The sequence below is a fragment of the Sunxiuqinia sp. genome (assembly GCF_055140945.1).
On record NZ_JBSQYS010000036.1, the window covers coordinates 20309 to 43239 of the forward strand.

At 40.5% G+C, this 22931-nt stretch carries 18 protein-coding genes; 3 read left to right on the forward strand and 15 right to left on the reverse strand.

What is annotated here, in order from left to right:
• Window positions 1-687, reverse strand: a complete 687-nt coding sequence (locus ACTB00_RS15360; RefSeq protein ID WP_463300803.1) for a tRNA1(Val) (adenine(37)-N6)-methyltransferase — start codon at window positions 685-687, stop codon at window positions 1-3.
• A 192-nt stretch (window positions 688-879) separates the two neighbouring features.
• On the opposite strand from ACTB00_RS15360, the gene ACTB00_RS15365 reads away from it, so the two are divergent.
• From ACTB00_RS15365 to ACTB00_RS15375, 3 genes are all read left to right on the forward strand, one after another.
• Complete coding sequence (locus tag ACTB00_RS15365; protein ID WP_463300804.1) at window positions 880-1080, forward strand: hypothetical protein; 201 nt, start codon at window positions 880-882, stop codon at window positions 1078-1080.
• Window positions 1081-1634: 554 nt separating this feature from the next.
• Window positions 1635-4424, forward strand: coding sequence for a TonB-dependent receptor (locus ACTB00_RS15370; RefSeq protein WP_463300805.1), 2790 nt, complete (start codon window positions 1635-1637; stop codon window positions 4422-4424).
• 75 nt (window positions 4425-4499) lie between these two features.
• Complete coding sequence (locus ACTB00_RS15375; RefSeq protein WP_463300806.1) at window positions 4500-5612, forward strand: phytase; 1113 nt, start codon at window positions 4500-4502, stop codon at window positions 5610-5612.
• A gap of 72 nt (window positions 5613-5684) precedes the next feature.
• Here ACTB00_RS15375 and nhaA read toward each other — a convergent pair whose 3' ends face one another.
• The 14 genes from nhaA to glmM form a co-directional block, all read right to left on the reverse strand.
• Window positions 5685-6986: a Na+/H+ antiporter NhaA gene (gene nhaA, locus ACTB00_RS15380; protein WP_463300807.1), complete on the reverse strand. Its 1302-nt coding sequence runs from the start codon at window positions 6984-6986 to the stop codon at window positions 5685-5687.
• A 237-nt stretch (window positions 6987-7223) separates the two neighbouring features.
• Window positions 7224-8009 carry a TIGR02757 family protein gene (locus ACTB00_RS15385; RefSeq protein ID WP_463300808.1) on the reverse strand — a complete coding sequence of 262 codons (786 nt, stop codon included), beginning with the start codon at window positions 8007-8009 and terminating at the stop codon, window positions 7224-7226.
• Complete coding sequence (locus ACTB00_RS15390; protein WP_463300809.1) at window positions 7990-8643, reverse strand: ABC transporter ATP-binding protein; 654 nt, start codon at window positions 8641-8643, stop codon at window positions 7990-7992. Before ACTB00_RS15390 ends, ACTB00_RS15385 begins: the two co-directional genes overlap by 20 nt.
• 123 nt (window positions 8644-8766) lie before the next feature.
• Complete coding sequence (locus ACTB00_RS15395) at window positions 8767-9804, reverse strand: calcium/sodium antiporter (protein WP_463300810.1); 1038 nt, start codon at window positions 9802-9804, stop codon at window positions 8767-8769.
• Window positions 9805-9821: 17 nt separating this feature from the next.
• Window positions 9822-10253, reverse strand: coding sequence for a Sec-independent protein translocase subunit TatA/TatB (locus ACTB00_RS15400; protein ID WP_463300811.1), 432 nt, complete (start codon window positions 10251-10253; stop codon window positions 9822-9824).
• Between the two features lie 125 nt (window positions 10254-10378).
• Window positions 10379-13375, reverse strand: a complete 2997-nt coding sequence (gene secDF / locus ACTB00_RS15405) for a protein translocase subunit SecDF (protein WP_463300812.1) — start codon at window positions 13373-13375, stop codon at window positions 10379-10381.
• A gap of 119 nt (window positions 13376-13494) precedes the next feature.
• Window positions 13495-13902, reverse strand: coding sequence for a hypothetical protein (locus ACTB00_RS15410; protein WP_463300813.1), 408 nt, complete (start codon window positions 13900-13902; stop codon window positions 13495-13497).
• Between the two features lie 171 nt (window positions 13903-14073).
• A complete protein-coding gene (locus ACTB00_RS15415) occupies window positions 14074-14508 on the reverse strand; it encodes an aspartyl protease family protein (protein WP_463300814.1) in 435 nt (144 codons plus the stop codon).
• 65 nt (window positions 14509-14573) lie between these two features.
• On the reverse strand, window positions 14574-15500 hold the full coding sequence (locus ACTB00_RS15420; RefSeq protein WP_159521049.1) for a malate dehydrogenase: 927 nt from the start codon (window positions 15498-15500) through the stop codon (window positions 14574-14576).
• Between the two features lie 226 nt (window positions 15501-15726).
• Window positions 15727-16956, reverse strand: a complete 1230-nt coding sequence (locus tag ACTB00_RS15425) for an efflux RND transporter periplasmic adaptor subunit (RefSeq protein ID WP_463300815.1) — start codon at window positions 16954-16956, stop codon at window positions 15727-15729.
• Between the two features lie 5 nt (window positions 16957-16961).
• Window positions 16962-18449 carry a TolC family protein gene (locus ACTB00_RS15430; RefSeq protein ID WP_463300816.1) on the reverse strand — a complete coding sequence of 496 codons (1488 nt, stop codon included), beginning with the start codon at window positions 18447-18449 and terminating at the stop codon, window positions 16962-16964.
• Between the two features lie 16 nt (window positions 18450-18465).
• Complete coding sequence (locus ACTB00_RS15435; protein ID WP_463300817.1) at window positions 18466-19845, reverse strand: ABC transporter permease; 1380 nt, start codon at window positions 19843-19845, stop codon at window positions 18466-18468.
• Window positions 19846-19858: 13 nt separating this feature from the next.
• Window positions 19859-21250, reverse strand: a complete 1392-nt coding sequence (locus ACTB00_RS15440; protein WP_463300818.1) for an efflux RND transporter periplasmic adaptor subunit — start codon at window positions 21248-21250, stop codon at window positions 19859-19861.
• Window positions 21251-21513: 263 nt separating this feature from the next.
• Entirely contained in the window at window positions 21514-22896 is a 1383-nt protein-coding gene (gene glmM / locus ACTB00_RS15445; protein ID WP_463300819.1) for a phosphoglucosamine mutase, read from the reverse strand.
• Window positions 22897-22931: the final 35 nt, after the last annotated feature.

A 22931-nucleotide genomic window follows, 5' to 3' on the forward strand; every position in this document is an offset into this window, starting at 1 on the left:
TCAGCTTTCGATAAGCGGACGAAAAATCATTGTCAACGGACTGTCGAATAAACAGTTCTCCTTCCTCGAGCGTACCGACATTTGCGGATAACTCCACCAGCAGGCGATGATTTTTTTTTTTGTTTCATCAGGAGCAACTTTCACAAATCTGGTGATTGTCAAACGCTGTTCTGATGCTAGCTCTTTCAACCGTTTTTCTTTATCAACCGGCACAATCAGACTTATCCGGCCATCTTCCGAAAGTAGGCTCTTCGCTGCTGCCAGCAACTCCTGCAAGCTCAACGAATCGGCATGCCGGGCTTGAGCGCGTTTAAGGTCAACCGACTTTGGCGAATTTTCGAAAAACGGCGGATTAGAAATAATGTGATCATATCTCTCCGTAGTTTGAAAACTTCTGAAATCGCCGATCGTTAGTCGTAACCTATCTTTCCATTTTGAGTTTTGAAAATTAAATTGAGCTTCTTCTGCTGCGTCAGACTCCAATTCCACCGCATCAATCAGCGCATTTGTTTTTTGGGCGGCCATTAATGCCAGAAGCCCCGTTCCGGTTCCTACATCCAAAACCCGCTCCACACAATCGAACCGAACCCAGGAACCAAGCAAAACCCCGTCAATCCCCACTTTCATAGCAGCTTTTTCCTGACGAACCCTAAATTGTTTAAAATAAAAAAAGTGACCTCGTCCCATACTGAAATTGATAATCCTGATTTTTGACAAGCGAAAGTAAAAGAAAGAATAGAATTTCAATCCTGAATATTATCTAATTATTAATAAAAGTGATTTATACTTTCATTTCATGAAGTTATCAGTCGCAGCTAGTTGTAATTTCTAGCTTTGCACGCGCTAAAAAATAAAGTGAGTACAAAGACTAAAATTGACATGAAGAAGAGAGATTATTACATTTTAGGATTATTGATTTGCATTGTAGTATATGCAGCTTCTCACCGAAAACTCAATCAAAAGGAGAATCGAAGCGAAAAAAAGAGCATCATTGAGTCTCATGTAGAAACAGACTTGCGAGCGATAGAAAACGATTCACTCGGCACAGTCATCGGCCAAACTCTTAAGGCCGAAGCCTGATATTTATTATCACGTAACGATTACACAAAAATTCGTGGCGAACATAATAATAGTTCGTTTTCACAGAGCCTGATTTTGCATTCATCATCTCAGGGTTTGGAGCAATTGGTAAACGAAAAGGCTAAAACGAATCTCTTTTCAAAGCTATTACTCATGCGCCTATGAGTGCCTTTATCTATCCCTTAACGATTCTGCAATCCAAATTTAACCTCATTAACTATTATGAAATATTTTGTTAAGATGTAATTTACAAGCACTCTCCACACAACAAGCCAAGATACACGCCTAAAAATCAATCCACTAACTCCAAAATTTAATATTCTACTAATACCTTATTCCAGGCTCTTAACATTAAAGAGAACAAGCCACATCAAACAACACACTCAACCACTATCACTTACCCATTTATTCAAAAAAATCAACTTATCACTACGTTAATAATCTACTAACCTCTTTCCTATTGGGTCAAGCTACTTTTGGGCAGATTTTTTCTAACAGGCAAGACAAAAGTCGTGCTATGAAAGATTTAATGATCGAAACCAAAATCCATTTATATGAAAATTAGATTTACATTTCAAGTACTCTTAAGTATTTTATTTTTAAGTCAGGCAGCATTTGCAGAACAAGATCCTGACCAGGACTCAAAAGGCAATGGAATTATTGCCGGACGAATCCTTGACGAAGACAATCTTCCACTCCCCGGAGCTACCGTATTAATTAAAAGTATTCATGACGGAACAGTATCAGACGTGGACGGTTTTTACAGAATTGTAAAGCTAGAAGCCGGCGAATACGAATTGGCCGTTTCATATATCGGTTTCAAAGACGAAACACAAAAAGTTCAGGTTGAAATCGGAGAAACCAGCACAGTAGATATTCATCTTAAAGCCGGGATCGACCTCAATGAAGTGATCATTAACGGGTCGTTGCAAGGTCAATCAAAAGCGTTAAACCAGCAAAAAAACAACATCAATATCGGCAATATCATTTCATCGGATCAAGTAGGACGTTTTCCCGACGCAAATATTGGTGATGCCATTAAACGAATCCCCGGAATTAACGTGCAATACGATCAGGGTGAAGCCCGATTTGGACAAATCCGCGGTACTTCTCCAGAACTCAATTCTATCACGATCAATGGAGACCGGATTCCTTCTGCCGAAGCTGAAAGCCGTTCAATCCAGCTCGACCTGGTTCCTGCTGATATGATTCAAACCATTGAAGTAAATAAAGTAGTGACCCCTGATATGGATGCCGATGCGATTGGAGGATCGGTTAATCTGGTCACTAAAAGCTCACCCTATAAACGAAGAATTTCCGGAACTCTCGGAACAAACTACAATTTCTTTTTAGATAAACCGACCATTATTGGAGGGTTAATGTACGGAGATCGCTATTTGAACAGCAAACTCGGAATGATTCTTTCGGCGTCGTACCAAAACAACCAACTAGGCTCTGATAACATTGAGGCTGAGTGGGAAAAAGATGACGCCAACAAGATATACACCGCTGATTTTCAAATCCGTACCTACCAAGTGCAACGCGAACGCCAAAGCTATTCAGCATCGTTTGATTACGCTATCAATGAAAACCATAAATTGGAACTAAAAGGCTTATACAACCATCGTAAGGACTGGGAGAACCGCTTCCGTCTGCGCTATAAAGACATTGAGCAAGAAGATGATGGCAGCTGGATTGCCGAAGTACGCCGCCAAACAAAAGGCGGTAGCCACGATGAAAAAGAAGCCCGCTTAGAAGACCAAAAAGCCATGGATTTCTCATTAGGAGGAAAACACTTTTTTGGTGCGATACAGCTTGACTGGAAAGCCAGTTATGCCAAAGCCAACGAAGACCGTCCACACGAACGCTATATTTCTTACCGAGCAAAAAAAACACCACTAAGCGTCGATTTGAGCAACACTAAAAAGCCTCAGTTTTGGGTTACCGACGCCGACAAAGAAATGCTAAACAGCAATTACGGGTTGAAAGAACTAAACGAGCAATTTCAATACACCGAAGATGTCGACAAAAACTTCAAAATGAATGTTGAAATCCCGATCAGTCGTGGCAAATTTGAAAGCACAATAAAAACTGGTTTCGCATACAAATCGAAGAAGAAAAACCGCGACAATAAATTCAAAGAATACGAGCCAACCGACGAAAACGCTTTTGATTCCAATTCGTTGAATAATCTGGTCATAAAAACCAAAAGTGATTTTCTGGCCGGAGACTATGTAGCTGGAAACTTTGTAAGCAACGATTATCTGGCCGGGCTAGACCTTGAGAATTCCGGAAAATTTAATGGCGAAACAGTGTTAGAAGAATTAGCCGGAAACTTTGATGCCAAAGAAAATGTGATTGCCAACTATGTGCGTTTTGATCAGCAATTGGGCAGAGACCTGAAATTGGTAGCCGGACTGCGCATGGAAAATACACAACTGGAATATTCTGGTTACGAATTTCTTGTTGATGCCAATGGCGATGCATCGCTAAATAAAACCGATGTTGACAAAGATTACTACACGAACTTTTTGCCAAGCTTAATTGCTAAATATTCATTTAGTAAAAACAGCAAACTAAAAGCTGCCTGGACCAATACAATCTCCCGACCAAAATACTACGATCTGGTACCACACGTAGAAATTAACCTGGAAGATATGGAAGCCAACATTGGGAACCCGGCACTGGAAGCTACCGAATCGATGAACCTGGACATCATGTTTGAGCACTACTTTAATACCGTCGGAGTTATTTCGGGAGGAGTATTCTACAAAGACCTAAAAAATGCAACTGTTGATCAGGAACTACGCGACTACAACTTTAAAGGAACTATTTACGAAAAATTCAAACAACCAGTTAACGCCGGCGATGCCGACCTGTACGGGTTTGAATTTGCCTTTCAGCGTCAGTTCGACTTCCTGCCCGGATTCTGGAAACAGTTTGGTTTGTATACCAACTACACCTACACACATTCAAAAATGAAAAACATTACGCTGAAAGGCCGTGAAAATGATGAACTGCAGCTTGCAGGCACCCCCGAAAACATTGTGAATGCTTCCTTATATTACGAAGGCAAAAAAATCACGGTGCGTGCCTCATTAAATTACGCCGACGCATTTATCGATGAGCCTGGAGAAACAGCATTCTACGACCGTTACTACGATAAAGTAACGTATCTTGACATGAATGCCAGCTATGCCATTAATAAACAATTTCAGTTTTTTGCAGAGTTAAACAACTTGCTAAACACTCCACTTCGTTACTATCAAGGCGAAGAGCAGTACACCATGCAATCTGAATATTATGACACAAAAGTGAATCTGGGATTAAAATTCAATTTCTAAAATAAGATAGTAGTCGCTCCTGATTGAAATATGATCGGGAGTGACTGTCACTAAAGTTTACCTCTCAATTTACAAATGATGAAGAAAAGAGACCTTTACATTTCTTTTATACTACTTTCGCTTGTAACATACGCAGCCTGTAACCGGATTAGCGAAGGATCGAAACGAGCTGCTGAAAAAATAAAGCTGACCACAACTGCGAGCTTAGAAACCCAACCGATGGATCAAGGTGTTGAAGAAGACGCAGCCGACGACCCCGCTATTTGGTTTAACTCCAAAAATCCCGAACAAAGCCGAATTATCGGAACCGATAAAAAAGGTGGATTGGCCGTTTACAACTTTCAAGGAAAAAAGCTTTTTTATTATGCCGATGGCAACATGAACAATGTCGATATTCGATACAACTTCGTATTAGGTAAGGACACAATCGACCTGGTGTCAGCAAGCAATCGAACGAACCAAAGCATTTCAATTTACAAGATCAATAACGATGGTTCTTTAAACGATGTGAGCACCCGCACAATAGTCTCAACAATGACTGACGAAGTATACGGCTTTTGCATGTACAGAAGTCCCGTGTCGGGGAAATTTTATGCCTTTGTAAATAGCAAAAGTGGCGAAGTTGAACAATGGGAATTACTCGAAAACAATGGTCTGATTGATGCCAAGTTGGTTCGTCAATTTCAACTTAACACACAAGTAGAAGGTATGGTTGCCGATGATGAAAACCAACATTTTTTTATTGGAGAAGAAGAAAACGGAATTTGGAAGATTAATGCTGAGCCCAATGAAGAAACCCAAATTGTGCAACTCGCAAAAAGCACTGAAACAGACAACGAAAATATCAGTTACGACATAGAGGGGCTAGCCATTTATTACTTGCCTGATGGCAAAGGTTATTTGCTGGCTTCGAGCCAGGGAAACTATTCGTATGCTGTTTATAACCGACAAGCACCACACGAGTATCTAGGCAGCTTCCGAATTACCGATGGCGCTGTTGATGGAGCTGAAGAAACCGACGGAATCGAAATTTACAGTCAGCCAATTAACGATCAATTTCAACATGGATTGGTTGTGGTTCAAGATGGATACAACTATGATGGGGAGACCAAAAAACCACAAAATTTTAAACTGATTAGGTGGGAGAATATCGCCAAGCTATTTTCACCTGCCTTAGAGATAAATTAAACCGCTTTACTTTTTTATCAAGCTTTATTATAAAACGAGGGAAGTATAAATTTCCCTCGTTTTGCTTTTTTTTTACTTGTTTGCTTTTTTACTTACAAAGTACAAAACAGTATAGCCCAGAATTCCCGCGATCAACGAGCCACCCAAAATTCCAACTTTAGCTGAATCAGAATAATCTGAACCTACAAACGCCAAATTCGAGATGAAAATTGACATGGTAAAACCCACTCCGGCCAGCAGGGCTACGCCAATAATATTTTTATAATTCACACCCGTGGGAAATGCTGCAATTTTTAATTTAACAGCTCCCAGTGAAAACAAACTCACCCCGATCCCCTTACCGACAACCAAACCAATTGAGATATTCAGAACTAATGATAAATCTAAACTCATATCGGAACCTAAAGCAATACCGGCATTAGCCAGTGCAAAAACAGGCATCACCAAATAAGCCACCCAATTGTGCAAGCGGTGTTCTAAATGTTGCAAAGGTGATTGCACCAAACCAGTCCAGTCTTCCAAATCATCAAGTTGTTCAATTTGTCGATGAGAAAGGATAGGTTCCTTTTTGCCGGGAGAAAGCTTAATGTCTTCCAAAATACCACTTACTTTTCGAGTATAAGTGCTGACCCCAATCCGTTGACGGATAGGAATCGTGAGCGCCATCAATACTCCGGCGATTGTTGGATGAATCCCAGCTTTCAAAAATAAAAACCAAACAACCAGCCCGGCAATTGCAAATATGTACTTCGAGTAAATTCGCCAATAAGAGAGTGTAAACAAAAAAGCTAATATACCCATCGCATACGCCAACAACATCCACTTAATTCCGCCACTATAAAAAAGTGCAATAACCAAAACTGCTCCTAAGTCATCAACAATCGCAAATGCGGTTAAAAAAACCTTCAGACTAAGGGGAACACGTTTTCCGAGTACGTTTAGAATCGCCAACGAAAATGCAATATCCGTAGCCATCGGAATACCCCATCCAGCCAGCGTTTCCGGATTATTATTTAAAAGAACAAAGAGTCCAACCGGAATAAGCATTCCTCCAATTGCAGCAAAAAAAGGAAAGGCTGCTTTTTTCATCGAATTTAGTTCGCCGATAACTAGTTCGCGCTTGATTTCCAACCCAATGAGAAAGAAGAAAATTGTCATCAAGCCATCGTTCACCCAAAGTATTAGTGGCTTATTCAACGAGATGTGCTCAGTTTGAAATCCGAGTTTGTAATCCCAAAGGTTCTGATACAAATAATCCAACGGTGAATTAGCCCAAATTAAGGCAAATATGGTTGCCCCAAAAAGAAGAATCCCACTAAAACTTTCAATTTTAACAAACTTCTGAAATGGCGTGACTAACATTTTTTCAATCATTGTCGTATATTTTGTGCGCGATCAATAGCGACTATCCCTTCCGCAGTGTTGCAAATTTAAACGTTTGTGTTAATACTACACATCTTGCATGAATTCTTTCCGCTCTTGTTTTTATTTCTATAACTAGATATCAATCAAAACGGCAAAAAGTTCAATACAAACAATAGAAATAACAATCTACTAACACCTGTACACCTCCCGGAACACGATCCACGCATAAGATACAGAATAACAAACTTATTCAAATGCCCCCATTCCAAACAAGGCAAAGTCGTATTTTACAGGATCATCAGCATCCAAGCAGCGTAATTTTTCGGTGAGTTCGAGGACAGCTTTCCAATCGTCCTGCTTTCGGTATAGTAAGCCGAGCTGGCGGGCCTGCCGACCGGTATGAACATCAAGTGGCAGAAGCAGATCACTCATCGGTATGTCGGCCCACAAACCAAAATCCACACCGCGATCATCCTTTCTGACCATCCATCGCAAATACATGTTCAGGCGTTTTGCCGAAGCACCTTTGTCGATATTCGAAACATGCTTCTGCGATCGGTTTTCATGCTCCACTTCAAAAAAGATTTGTCGAAAATACCGCAGAGCTGAAACAACGGAATGATCGAGCTGATAACCTTGTGTAAAGACAGCCTCCAACCCTCCATGATGCTGATAGATATTTTTCAATGACCGAAGAAAAAACAGACAATCGACACCATTAAATGTGCGATGCTTAAAATCAATGAAATGTCCCCACTCCGTCTCATCTGTACTCAGTAAAAAATCGAGCGGTTTGTCATCCATCATTTTCATCAGCCGAAAGGCATTTTTAATAATGGTTGGTCGCTGCCCCCAAGCAATAGTGGCTGCTAAAAAGCCAGCTATCTCAATATTCTCTTTATGTGCAAACTGTCGGGGAATTTGAATCGGGTCGGTTTCAATAAAAGCGGGTTGGTTGTATTGAGCTGCTTTTTGGTCTAGTAATTCTTTTAGATCCTGAAAATGCATGTTTTTAGCTTTCGATCCACCCATCGCGCATTCTAACTATTTGATCAGACTGGCGGGCAAAATTTTCATCGTGCGTTACAATCACCAGAGTTTGATTAAACTCATCACGCAATTTAAAAAACAGATCATGCAAGTCTTCGCGGTTTTTCGTGTCGAGGTTGCCTGACGGTTCGTCGGCAAAAATAACAGCCGGATCATTAATTAATGCTCGCGCAACAGCAACTCGCTGACGTTCGCCACCCGATAATTCGGCCGGTTTATGGGTCATTCGTTCATCGAGACCTAAAAACTGAAGTAAATCTGAAGCTTTCTTTTCAGCTTCCTTTTTCGATTTCTTGCCAATAAATGCCGGTATACAAACATTTTCCAGCGCAGTAAATTCGGGCAACAAATAATGGAACTGAAACACAAAACCAATCTCCCGGTTGCGGAAAGCGGCTAATCGCCTTTCTCCCAACTTAAAAACGGATTGATCGTGAATTTCCAAGTGCCCCGAATCAGGTTTACTCAGCGTTCCCATAATCTGAAGCAAAGTAGTCTTTCCGGCACCGCTAGGACCAACAATGCTATATAATTTCCCTTGAGGGATATGCAGATCAATACCTTTCAGTACCTGAAGTTTTCCGAACGATTTTGTAATATTTTGAACTTTAATCAAGCTTCTTAATTTTTTAAGTAGTGCGAATAATTTAGTGTCATGTTTCGAATCTTTAACAATTTGTGATAGAAGCGAAACCGAAAATATCAAATAGGTCCGTGACCTTAATGAGCCTAAATATAATTAAAGTAAGACGATTTCGCGAGCGACATAAAAGATATATAATCCAAGTAGAATGGCGCCGGTTACCCAATTAATTTTCCAACGGTTGACAATAAGCAATACCGCAAACGCCACGAGCGAAGCAAATAAAATGACAGATGAAGCCAACAAGTTCTGGCCTTTGGCCTCAATTGTTCCTCCATAAATCAGCATCGCAATCATGAAGGGCAACCCAAGTCCAACCAGAATATCGAAGATATTGGAGCCGATGGCATTGCTAATAGCCATATCGCCACGCCCCTGTTTCGCTACAATTAAGGATGAAATCATATCGGGCACCGAAGTCCCAATAGCCAATACCGTCAATGCAATAATAGCCTCAGGTATATTTAAGATGACAGAGATTTGTATCGCAGTTTCAACCAGCACCCAGCTCAATCCTGCAATTAACAGAATGGATACAAAAAAAACAAGGTAGTACCTTTCCGCTTTGGGGAAAAGCACACATAACATTTTGTCTACAAAGTTCGCCTTCCCATCTTCATTGCAATCGGCAGGCTTTTCTGCCGGAGTGAATTTCATATCCTCATAAGGGAATATTTTTCGCCATTTTACCACCGCCCACACATAAACAACATAAAGCCCCAGAAAAGCGACGGCATTCCACATACTGAAATCGCCATCAAAAACGCCCCATAGCAATAAGCCTACTGCGACAAAATAAAACAAGACATCGCGTAACACTGGCTGCCAGGTCAGTTTTGTTTTTTTCACCAAAGCAACCATTCCTCCAATGGCCAACAAATTAAATAATGCACTTCCAACGATACTACCTATTCCGATAGCTTCATGATCGCCGGGTTTTAATACCGAGAACAACGCCACAAAAAGCTCGGGGGCGCTTGACCCCACTGCCATTAATGTCGCACCAGCTGCATCTGATGATAATTTCAGATCATTGGAAATACGATCTAGTGAAGCAACAAAAAACTTGTCGACAATGCGTGCCAGCAAAATAAAACACAGCAACATTGCCAAACTGTACAATATAATTGGCATAGCCTTTATTTAGAGGGTTATTCCTTAGAATCAGTTGATTTATCCGCTGAAGGTTTATTGGTCTTTGATTTTGGCTCCGGTGAAAGCTCGCTCACTTCCTGCGAAATTTCGGATGTTTTTTCCTCGACCTCGTTTGAAACCTGTTCCACTTCTTTGGTTAGCTTGTTGGTTTCTGATTTCACTTTTGATGAGACCTGATCGATATCTTGACTTATTTTTCGGGTTTCATTTCTTACAGTCGACTTTATTTCATTAATATCTCGCTTAAAATCGCCCGTATTATCTTCAAACTCACGTTTTATCTCGTTGGTCGCCTTTTTAAATTCGCGCATCCCCTTACCCATGGTTCTTGCAATATCAGGAATAGCCTTTGACCCGAAAAACAGCAATGCTAAAAGCATTACCAACACAATTTCGCCTCCACTTATGAATAGTATGTTCAGGTTCATTTTAAAAAAATTTTCAACAAATATACAAACAAGTTTAGTACATCTGTAATCAAATAATTGTTCAATAAAAAAAAAGAAGCCCCGACCTGATTGGTCGGGGCTTCCAGCAAGTATTTTGTTTTATACTATTTCTTTTTAGCAACTACTTTGGCAACTCTCTTTTGAGTATCGAACGCAACGGGTGTCGCGATAAACAAGGAAGAGTAAGTACCAACAACCACACCTACCAGCAAGGCAAATGTAAATCCTTGAATTGAAGTTCCTCCAAACAGGAAGATAGCCAATAATACGACGAATGTACTCAACGATGTACTGAATGTACGACGTAAGGTTGAATTCAACGCGCTATCCACATTTTCATCACGATCGCGTTTCGGGTGTAATCCCAGGTACTCACGAATACGGTCGAATACAACCACGGTATCGTTAATTGAGTATCCTAACACGGTCAAAATCGCCGCAATAAATGCCTGGTCAATTTCTAATGAGAATGGCAGGAGTCCGTAAAACAAGGAGAAAATCCCTAACACAATTATGGAGTCGTGCGCCAAGGCTGCGACCGCCCCTAGTCCATACTGCCAGTTTCGGAAACGGATTAAAACATAAAGGAAAATAATGATGAGTGAAAACACGACCGCAATCAATGCATCCTTTTTGATATCATCGGAGATGGTTGGCCCAACTTTTTGTGAACTCATCCGATGATCTTTAATAAAGGTATCCATATCTTCGCCTGCAATATAACCGGCATCAGCCAATCCTTTAACCATCAATTGTTCAACTTCATTGTCAACATCTTCAGTCAACTCATCAATTTTATACTCTGTGGTGATTTTCACCTGGTTGCTTCCTCCAAAAGTCTTTACTTCAGGAGCTTCGCCATAAACGGCAGCCAATGCTTCACCTACTTTTTCAACTTTCACATCGTCATCAAACCGAACCACGTAAGTACGTCCTCCTTTGAAGTCGATTCCGTAGTTAAATCCACGAACCGCAAAAGACATAATTGAGAGAACAATTAAAGCCCCTGAAATTACATACGCGATTTTACGTTTCTCCAGGAATTTTATATGAGTGTTTCTCAACCAGTTGTCAGTCATTTTTGATGAAAATGTAATCTTCGCATCTCTACCCAATTGACGTTCGAAAATCAAACGAGTTAGGAAAATAGCTGAGAACAAGGAAGTGAAAATACCAATAATCAAGGTAGTTGCGAAACCTTTAATAGGACCAGAACCGAACATATAAAGAACGATACCAGTTAATAAGGTCGTCACCTGACCATCGATAATTGCTGAATAAGCATTCCTGTAACCATCGGTGATGGCTAGTTTCAATCCTTTTCCGGCTTTACGTTCTTCCTGTATCCGCTCATAAATCAGCACGTTCGCATCAACCGACATACCAATTGTTAGCACAATACCAGCAATACCCGGCAGTGTTAATACCGCACCAATTGAAGCAAGCACTCCGATAACAAAGAACAAGTTGGCTAACAACGCTATGTTGGCTGTTAAACCGGCATTCTTGCTGTAAAAGAACAACATATAAGCCAATACCAAGATGAAAGCGATTACAAACGACCACATACCGCTGCTAATGGCTTCCTGACCTAACGAAGGCCCGACAATCTCTTCTTGCAGAATTCGAGCTGGAGCAGGCATTTTCCCTGACTTAAGGATGTTCGCTAAATCCTTTGCCTCCTCAACGGTTTCCAATCCCGAAATACTAGAACGTCCTCCGGTAATTTCGCCATTTACGGTAGGAAATGAACGGACATAACCGTCGAGTACAATCGCGATTGATTTTCCAATATTCTCTTTTGTCAAACGAGCCCAGGCTTTAGCGCCTTCAGAGTTCATTGTCATAGAAACCTCGGGACGGCTACCAAACTGTTCGTAATCTTGACGAGCATCAACAATAACATCACCATCCAATGGAGCTTGTCCATCGCGGCTGGTTACTTTAATGGCAATCAACCGGAAATAGTTTCCACCCTCATCTATAGCTTTTGAAGTCCATTTAAATTGAACGCTACGTGGCAGAATTGATTTTACCTGAGGCATGTTCAGGTATGTATTTACTTTAGAAGTATCCTTGGCATGAGCAGTACCAACAACTGGTCCGGGGAACAATTGCCCATCAGTAGTTGTGCTAGGATTAAGCACCGCAAATAGTGGGTAATTTTTTCTGAAATCAGCCATATTATCCATAGCGGCTGTACTATCAGCTTCTTCAGTTTCAAGTTCTCCCAACAACGAGTCATCGTCTCCCTCAGCAGTTGCTGTAGCAGAATCATCTGCTACTTCCGTTGAATCTCCTTCAGTTTTTGAAGATTCCAGATCCAATACATCTTTCAGTTGTACATTCACTTGCTGTAGGTATGGAAAAACCTCGCTATTCTCCCAGGTTTCCCAAAACTCAAGCTTTGCAGTTCCTTGTAACAACTTACGCACACGCTCCGGGTTATCTACACCTGGAAGTTCTACCAAAATACGGCCTGCTGTTTGTAATTTCTGCACATTAGGCTGTGCAACACCAAAGCGGTCGATACGCGTACGAATAATATTGAATGAATTTTCAATTGCAGCATTCGTTTCCTGACGAATTACATCCAATACTTCGGCATTGGTTGAATTGTACTTCACTTTATCTTTCAACTCAAGCGTGTTGAAGATAGCCGCTAAACGAGCATTTGGGTCCGTTTCCTCGAAAGCGCGACCAAAAAGTGTCACGAAATCTTCCTGGCTATCGCGTTGCAATTCCTGTGCACGTTTGATGGCTGCATTAAATGTCGTATCAGTGCTGTAGTTCGAGAGAGACTTGATTAAGTCAACAACAGAAACTTCAAGCGTTACGTTCATACCACCTTTAAGGTCAAGCCCCAGGTTCATCTCCAGCGCTTTTACATCCTTATAGGTATAACTTTTCAACCCTAATAGGTTGTAAACCTCTTCACCTGAAATTGAATCCAGGTAATTACGTTCTTTTACAGGGTCGCCCTGTGCGAACTCCTCAGCATTACGTTCTACCTGCCAAGCTTTAAAAGTGAAACTGAGCTGGTAAACACAAACCAAAGCCAATAAAATGGCAAAAGTTCTGATTAATCCTTTGTTTTGCATTTGTCTAAAATTTAGATTGTAAGTGTCTATTTAATCTTTAAAATAAATTCGGAAACGGAGCCGGAAAACGGCCAACTGAAATTAGGATAGTTAATCGAAAGAGACTCGACTAACGGAAATTAGGCTATGTAAGGGTTATCGTCGGAATTGGAATGATGACAAATCATGAATTTCCGAAAATGAACCATCAGGTTTTGCGGCGAGCGTTCTTTCAACGATTCGGCCTTTAAAACATGAAAAGTCTTGTGATTGTGAAAAGCAGCCAAAAACTTATCGTTACCGATGGTGAATAATATTTTTGAAACTAAGCGATTACTTCCCGAACGAATTTTATAGCTACTGACCGAGTTGTAAACGAACATCTGAGACATGTTCACATGATGCTCAGACGCATCTTGCTGTTGACCGGCATGCTGTTCAGGGAGCTGATCATGACAACGATCAAAAATATATGCACCACCAATTACTACAATAAAGAGCAACAGGCGAACCATAAATTTTCGTGATATATCAAATTTAGCTTTCACAATTTTCTTCAACAGGTCGCAAATATATTCATTTTTATGAAACGATTGTGAATAATCCGGTACAAATTTCAACTGGAACGCAACTGAATCCCATCATCATATCGCACTCACGAACAGGACAATGCAAGTCAACCTGTAGATACCCGAGAAGGTGTTTTAAAACAATTGTGGCTATTTTCGGGGCCTTGAAAATGAGATTGTCTCATATTTATAGTCGATCACACACTGAAACTTTTTCAAAAGATCACTCCCCAGCAATCCACAAATGCGGACATCGCGGTATTTTTGATAGATTTCATTGACATGATCCAAATTAATCAAAGCCACTTTCTGATCTTTTACTTTCAGTTTACCAAAAGCCATGTAGCGTAATTCGCCTACCGATGTTTCAACCATGCCTTCGCTAATTCCGGCACTCTGGTATTCCTCATTATTGGCAGGTTCAACCTGAGTACAGTATTGTGACAGACTTTTATCAAACACTGTTTTCGAGGCCCCTGTATCAATGATCCAGTAAGCCTTTTCTCCATCTTCAAATTTCCCTTGCACCAACAGGTGATAATTATGATACTCTAACTCAACTAACTCAATGGATATTTTTGCCATAAATTAAAAAAAATGCCTCTACAAAGTGCAGAGGCATTAAATATAGTGTAATTAAATTCGATTTTCTAAGCTTCGAGCAAAGCATTTACTTTGCTAACTCCTTCGGCACTGGAAGCCAGTTTTTCCTTTTCAGCATCAGTAAGTGAAATCTCAACGATTTTTTCAATTCCGTTTTTACCTAAAATACAAGGTACTCCTAACGAAATGTCGTTTAATCCAAATTCACCTTCCAATAAAGCTGAACATGGGAACAATTTCTTCGAGTCAAGCGCAATTGCTTTAACCAATTCTGAAACTGCAGCACCTGGCGCATACCATGCACTCGTTCCTAATAATTTAGTCAATGTAGCACCTCCAACTTTAGTCGCTTCAACAACTTCGCTCATTTGCTCTTCAGAAAGGAATTCAGAAACAGGAACACTGTTGCGTACCGCTTTCTCGATTAATGGAACCATTCCTGTGTCAGAGTGACCACCAATTACCATGCCTTCAACATCAGATTGAGGACAAGCCAACGCTTCAGCCAATCGGTATTTGAAACGAGCACTATCCAATGCTCCACCCATCCCGATAATGCGGTTTTTAGGCAGCCCTGTTGCTTTATGCGCCAAGTACGCCATCGTATCCATTGGGTTACTAACAACAATCAGAATAACATCTGGAGAATGTTTGATTAAATTCTCAGCAACTGTTTTAACAATTCCTGCATTAATACCAATCAATTCTTCTCTTGTCATTCCTGGTTTACGAGGAATACCACTGGTAATAACAGCGACATCGCTACCTGCTGTTTTTGAGTAATCGCCTGTTGTTCCTGTGATAGCTGAATCAAATCCATTTAATGACGCGGTTTGCATCAAGTCCATTGCTTTACCTTCGGCAAAACCTTCTTTGATGTCAACCAAGACAATCTCATCAGCGAAATCTTTAATTGCGATATATTCAGCACAACTGGCACCTACTGCACCTGCACCTACAACGGTAACTTTCATAATAGTAGTTTTTTAATTTTTGATAATTTATTAAACGGCAGACAAAGATAAAAGGTATTTCTAAAATCCCTAGAAAAACGGCTGCGCATTAACAATTTAATAACCATTCAATGAAGCATTTCTGCAGATATCAGTTGGTACTGAGTAATGGCCAAACTGAAAGCTCAAAAGCGTAAGAATACAATGATAAAAATCCGGTGTCACATTGATTATTCCACCCGTTATCTTAGATTTCTTCCGGAGCCGACAGCAAAATTCGATCCCCTTCGTTCAAACCATTCAGAATGGCAACCATCCCATCATTTTCGGCTCCCACTTCTACGGGTTGTCGGATTACCGTACCGCCCTGCTTCAGGTAAACAACCGACTGCACACTGTCTGGGAACACAGCCTTGCTTGGAATTATTGTCTGATTTTCATAATGATCAAACACAATATGATTCATACAGGTCATTCCAGGCTTTAAATCGTCATCGTTATTTTTAAACCGGACGATCACTTTAAACACCTTCATATCAACCCCTTGATGATCCTCCCCAATTGAAGCAATGTAGATAACTTCTCCGTAATATGATTTTTCGGAAAGCGCATCAATTGTTATTGAAACACTATCCCCTTTCTGAATTTTAGAAATGTCAATCTCCTTTACATAGGTTTCTGAGATAGCTGACGACATATCCGGCAACCTTGCAATCAGAGGACGCCAAGTGCTTATTTCATCATCTTTTGAGTACTTGGAGCCATCCCAATTGGTACCCAGCATCACAATTCCATCTTGTGGCGTTGTAATTCTGGTTGAACGTAATGCTTCTTGATAACGGGCAATAAAATCATCCAGTTCCTTTACTCTTCGTTCCAACCGAAGAACCCGCATTTTCAGTCGGTTTTGTTCTAAAAGGTAATCTCTCCTCTTTTTCGCTAAAGCAATTTCCGCTTTTTGATAAGCCATCTGGGTTTTACGTTGATAGGCTCCTGATTCATATTTCGACTGCTCCAGATCAATTTTATTATATTCCAGATCGAGCAAAGCATTTGTTATCTCCTGACGCTTTTGCGTTAAGGTAACCGTGCTATCAATCCGAATATTTTTAAGATCGGCATCTGCTCTTTCTTTGTCCTGTATCTTATCCCGCATCCGATTCGAGAGGTCAGTTTGATCGAGTTGAGCAATGTAATCACCTTTTTTAACAATCTTTCCTTCCTCAACCATATCCACAATTTTTATCTGCCAAATCCGAAGCTCACGATCTCGAATGACCAGTGGAATATTGATTTCAGTAGCTTTCTCTCCTTTCACCTCGCCAACAGTTTCAATTACAGCATCCAAGTTCCCGCGCTTAACGACAAACGTTTTCCCTTGTGTAACCAGATCTCCATCAAACACCCAAAACACGACGATGGCGAGTAACAGGACGGCAACAACTCCCCAAACTATTATTTTTTTATTCTTTTTCATGCCTTCTAATTTTTTAGAATCTCGTCATATTCTTCGGTCAACGGTTCATCGTTCGCAAAATCATAAAGCGTTAACCTCCGAATGGAATAATAATAATTCCAATACGCATTGAGCGCTAAAACATAGTCCTTCCGGGCTTGCTCCAAGTCATTGCGAGCCTGATTTAGATTAATGACATCTACTTTCCCGATCAGAAACCGCTGAAAAGTCACCTCAAATCCTTTTTGTGCTACCGTATCGGCCAAAGCTGCATTGCGAACCTGATCTCCCTGCAAATTGAACTCCATGACGGTTTGTACAATATCCTGCTCAAAATCAATGCGAGCCTGCCTTACAGTTGCTTTTACTACTTCCCGGCTATATTCAGCCATTTGATACCGCCCTTTTCGTCTCCCCCAATCAACAATGGGAATATTTACCCCTAACCTAAAACGCTGACTACGATCAGGATTATCATATACATTCTCAAGCTCTTTTGCTGACTGGTCCAATCCATACAGTGCATAGATACTAGTATTTAAACCGATTTCTGATTTTGCTTCGGCCACCTGTCGATCTTCTTGAAGCAGCTGCTGTTGTTGATTTAAAATCTCCGGGTTATTATCCAAGGCTTGTGCAATCGCTTCGCCTGCCTTTACTTCCAGTTTTGGTATTTCGCTAGGTACAATGCAAGAAACCTTCGTGTTTTTATCCAATCCTAAAAACGAATTGAGCTCAGCCTGTGCACGCAACAAACCCAACTTTGTCGTATTCAGAGCCTGCTCAGCTCTTAGCTGACTCAATTGCAAATTCAGCAACTCGTCCTGGGTAACAGTCCCCACTTGAAAGCGCCCCTGACCAATTTTATAAAGTGTATCGGCACTCGCCTTATTATTTTCTGCAATCGACAAATTAATTTCCGCTGATACTAAGTTAAAAAAGCGTCGAGTGGCTTTTATCGAAAGATTTTCCCTCGACTCGATAAACACTTTTTTAGCTTTCTCATACTTCAACGGCTCAATTTTCGCTTCCCAACGCAGGCGGTTATAACCGTTCAATTCCTGCTGATAGCCAATACTAATTGGCGTTGACTGGTACGAATTATTCTTATCGCCATTCAGGTTTTTTACCATCCCCAATTCTGAGCGCAAAAACAATCGTCCACCGGTTAAAGCTACATTCTGATTCAACGACAAACCAAAATCAGCATTCAAATATTCGCGTTGTACATATTCCTCTTCGTTGGTCTGAAAATTATATTCTCGGTTTCGGTACCGATTAAAATCAAGAGGAGTTGCATCTAAACTTAGACTTGGCAACCTGTCGGCTTTAAAATATCGAAATTCCCAATAACTGGCGCGAAACATGTTTTCATTACGAAAAGCATCCAGCGATTGAGAAGAAGCCAGTTCAATAACATCTTCAAGCGACAATTTCAACTGCTTGTCTTGTCCTTTTGTTGACAGACCAATTAGAACAGTAAATAATATTGAAAGTAAATATTTTGATTTCATGATTCTGGTTTTCGGGTTAATAACGGAGTGATTCTACCGGGTCTTTCTCAGCTGCCTGTTTCGCAGGAAGATAACCAAATATGATACCAACAGCGGCAGACACCCCGAAGGCAATAACAATGCTGAAAAGCGAAACAACGGTTTTGATATCGAAAATAGCCGTGATCATTTGGGAGAGGATAACACCTAGAATGATTCCTATAATTCCTCCAAAAACGCTGATTAAAGTAGATTCGGATAGAAATTGAACAATGATGTCTTTTTGAGAAGCACCAATAGCCTGCCGGGTGCCAATCTCGCGTATTCGTTCCATTACCGAAGCCAGCATAATATTCATAATTCCAATTCCACCAACAATCAGCGAAATGCCTGCAATTGCTCCAAGCACAACATTAAAAATATTTTTTGTGCGTTGTTGTTGCTTCAGCAATAACTCAGGGATAGTCACCTCAAAATCATACATTTCGGAGTGGCGCCGATACAGCATTCGTTTAACAATATTGGCAGTTCCACTTAATTGTTCAGTCTCTTTCACCTGAAGGATAATTTTGCTTAACTGGTTCAAATTTCCATCATTATCATCACTCACATCTCCATCGCTTCCCGATCCCATTCCTACTATCACCATGCCACCACCGCCTTGCTTCGAATTGGCTTTCTCAACCTCATCGGCACGAATAAGCGATCGGTTTTTAAATCGCAATAACACGGTTTGAACGGGCACAAAAATTTTATTGTCAGAGCTACTGATCCCCATTTCATCGGAAGCTGAAGTTGTAAAATCCCTTTTTTCGACCACCCCAATAACTTTCAACCAAATCTTCCCACACTTAATACTCTTTCCAACAGGGTTCTCTTGTTTAAAAAAGACGCTTTTAATATTATCTCCGATAATACAAACCGGCTGTCCCATTTCGCTTTGTGTTTGACTGAAAATTTCGCCCTCCTGCAAACTGATACTAAACAGCTCGAAATAACTTTCATCCACTCCTTCCAATACAACCGGGTTGCTCTTCCCATTGAGAATAGCTGAGTAATTAAACGATATAACCGGGCTTATTTTGTCTACAGAAGGAATCACTTCTGAAATTGCCTGCGCATCAAGCAAACTCAACCCTTTACTGAACTTCGACCGACGTGCCCCGGATTCATCGCCCGATTTTGATCCACTGCCCTCAACACTAACTGAAGTTGGAGTAACAACAATATTATTTACACCAACCATCTTTATTTGTTCCAAAATCTCTTGTTCTGCTCCCTTACCAATGGCCATCATACTAATGACCGCTGCCACACCAAAAATAATTCCCAGGGCAGTTAGCATTGACTTTAAACGATTATCGAAAATTGCTTCAATTCCGATGATAATATCATGAAAGTAACGTTCTATCCACATAATTCTAATCGATTTAGTTTACTTTCATATTCTTCATCATTTCCGGAGTCGTACCAGTTGGTCGTTGAGGATCTTTCGAATTCTTTTCAAATTCAGCTTTTGCTTGATCTTCGGCAGCTTTTTGTGCTTTCTTTTCTTTCAATATTTTAGCATAAACTTCAAGTCCGTCATAGTCCAACTGCTCTGCGTTTTCGGGAGTTGAAAGATAGACACGGTCATCTTCATTCAATCCATCTCGAATCAAAATGTAGTTAGCATTGGCATCGCCCAGCGAAACAATCTGCTTAACCGGATCGCCTCTTCTTTCTTTAAATACATACTGAAGGCTGTCATTTGAATGAACCGATTCCTGCGGTATAAATAAAGTGTCTTCTATGGTTTTAGCCTGAATAACATTGCTGGTCGTCATGGCTGGCCGCAAATCCGGATCTTCATCAAAAATTTTAATTTTTACTTCAAATACCTTGGCGTCACTGTTTAGCATGTTCTGACCAATATTCGCCATCGATATTACTTCGCCGGCAAGTTCCTTTTCAGGGAAAGCATCAACACCAACCTTTACCGGCAATCCTACTTTTACTTCCGAAATGTCAATCTCGTTGATGTAGGTTCGTGAAATCAAGTTGGTCATGTCTGGAATTGTAGCAATAATTGGATTCCACATCGTAACACGCGATCCCACTTTAGTAACTCCTCCAAATCCTTGCTTAAAATAAGTAAGTAAGCCTTTTTTGGGTGAATAAATATCTAACGAATTATACAAAACATCCAGCTCCTTCAACCGATCGTTAATTTGGCGGTAATTAATAAACCTTCGGGTTACCTTATTTTCTTCTTGTTCTCGCTTTAACTTATAGGCATTTTTTTCTTGCGCGTACTTGCGCGATGCTTTATCGTGATCCATTTTGGCCTTTTTCTGAACAGATGGAGCCTCGTAGATTGACTCATCCACAACAATGCGCTTTTCTTCTAAATCAAGTTCGGCATTAATAATAGCATCTCGCTGATTACTTAGATTTAGGTTCGAATCAATCTTAGCATCCTGAAGTTCCGTTAGCGCTTTATCTAATTCGTCTTGGGCTTCTTTAATCTTTTCCTCAACCGCCTTGTGGTCGAGCGTACCGACGTAATCACCTGAATCGACATAAGTTCCTTCTTCTACAAGGTCGGTAATTGTCAATTCATAAATCCGCAGGCTACGATCTTTCATTTTTTCCGGAATAGTAATATTCTCAGAGTTTTCAGATTCTAATTCTCCTGATGAGTAAATTTTTACTTCAAATGAGCCGCGTTCTACAGGAACAATAATGTCATTATCAACCTTGTCGCTACTCTGAAAAATAAAAAATAGAATGATTAGTAAAACAGGAATAAGAGCAATCAGAATGATTTTTCTGTTTTTCATGGTTTTTTGCTGTTAGTAGTATTTGAATTTGTTTGATTAACATGTTGGAAAACGTTGCTCATTTGCAAAAGACCATTTTGAAATTATTTTTTTCGGTAAGCGCCTCAATCAATAACTGCTCAATTTCATTTTATGATCTGGGTTCCAATTTAAGACAATATTTATGCCAATTAAGCAAAACGAACATAAATTTTCTTAAAAAAATATAAAAGCACCATAAAATGGTACTTTTATAAAAATCTAGTTCCGTTAAACCCTAATTTCTATATAAGGTCTTTTATTTCATTAATGATTCGTTCAGCCAATGCAACCGAAGACTGCTGATTGATTGATTCAGCATAAATGCGGATAATTGGTTCGGTGTTTGACTTACGCAAGTGAACCCATTCTTGTTCAAAATCAATCTTGACCCCATCAATATCGTTTACCTGCTCGTTCCGGTATTTTTCTTTCATTTTTACTAAAATCGCATCAACATCAATTTCAGGGGTCAATTCAATTTTATTTTTAGAAATGAAATAATTCGGATAGGTTTTACGCAGTTCAGTACATGTTTTACCAGACTTAGCCAGATGAGTCAAAAACAAGGCAATTCCAACCAAGGCATCGCGCCCGTAATGTGAGGCCGGGTAAATTACACCACCATTCCCTTCGCCTCCAATAAGAGCATTGGTTGCCTTCATCTCTGTTACCACATTCACTTCTCCAACTGCCGATGCTGTATAAGTGCCGCCGTATTTTTCAGTAATATCGCGTAACGCCCGTGTTGACGATAAGTTGGAAACTGTATTGCCCGGTTTTTTTGACAGAACATAGTCGGCAACTGCCACCAAGGTGTACTCTTCGTTAAACATGCTTCCATCTTCCGAGATAATCGACAAGCGATCAACATCAGGGTCAACCACAAAGCATACGTCAACATTTTGCTCCCGAACCAGTTTGCAGGTGTCAATCAGATTCTCAGGCAAAGGTTCAGGCACATGCGCAAAATGGCCGGTTGGTTGCTCATTGATGGGGACGATGTTTTGCACTCCCAGAGCTTTCAACAGCGCAGGAATTGCAATTCCTCCAACCGAATTAACGGCATCAAAAGCGACCGTAAAATTGGCTTTTGAAATGGCATCAACATCCACCAATTCCAGCTTCAAAACATGATCAACGTGGGCTTGCAGGTAATCCTTTTCACTGATCGATCCAAGGTCATAAACATCGGCAAACTCAAAATCTTCAGTCTCAGCAAAATCTAAAACTTTCGCTCCTTCAACAGCCGACAAGAATTCGCCATTGCCATTGAGCAACTTCAGAGCATTCCACTGTGCCGGGTTATGACTGGCTGTTAAAATAATACCGCCATCAGCCTTTTCTTTTACAACTGCCAACTCGGTTGTTGGTGTAGTTGCCAGCCCAATATTAACTACCTTGCAGCCCATGCCACTAAGAGAGGCGCAAACAAGCGATTCAAACATTGCTCCTGAGATTCGCGCATCGCGACCAACAACAATTGTGGGCTTCGATTTTCCGGTCGTGTCTTTCGCCCACCGGGCATAGGCAGAACTATATTTTACCACATCGAGCGGACTTAAGCCGTCGCCGGGCTTTCCTCCAATTGTCCCTCTGATTCCTGAAATTGATTTTATAAGTGTCATTTGTAAATTCTTATTTATAGGGTAGTTATCGTATT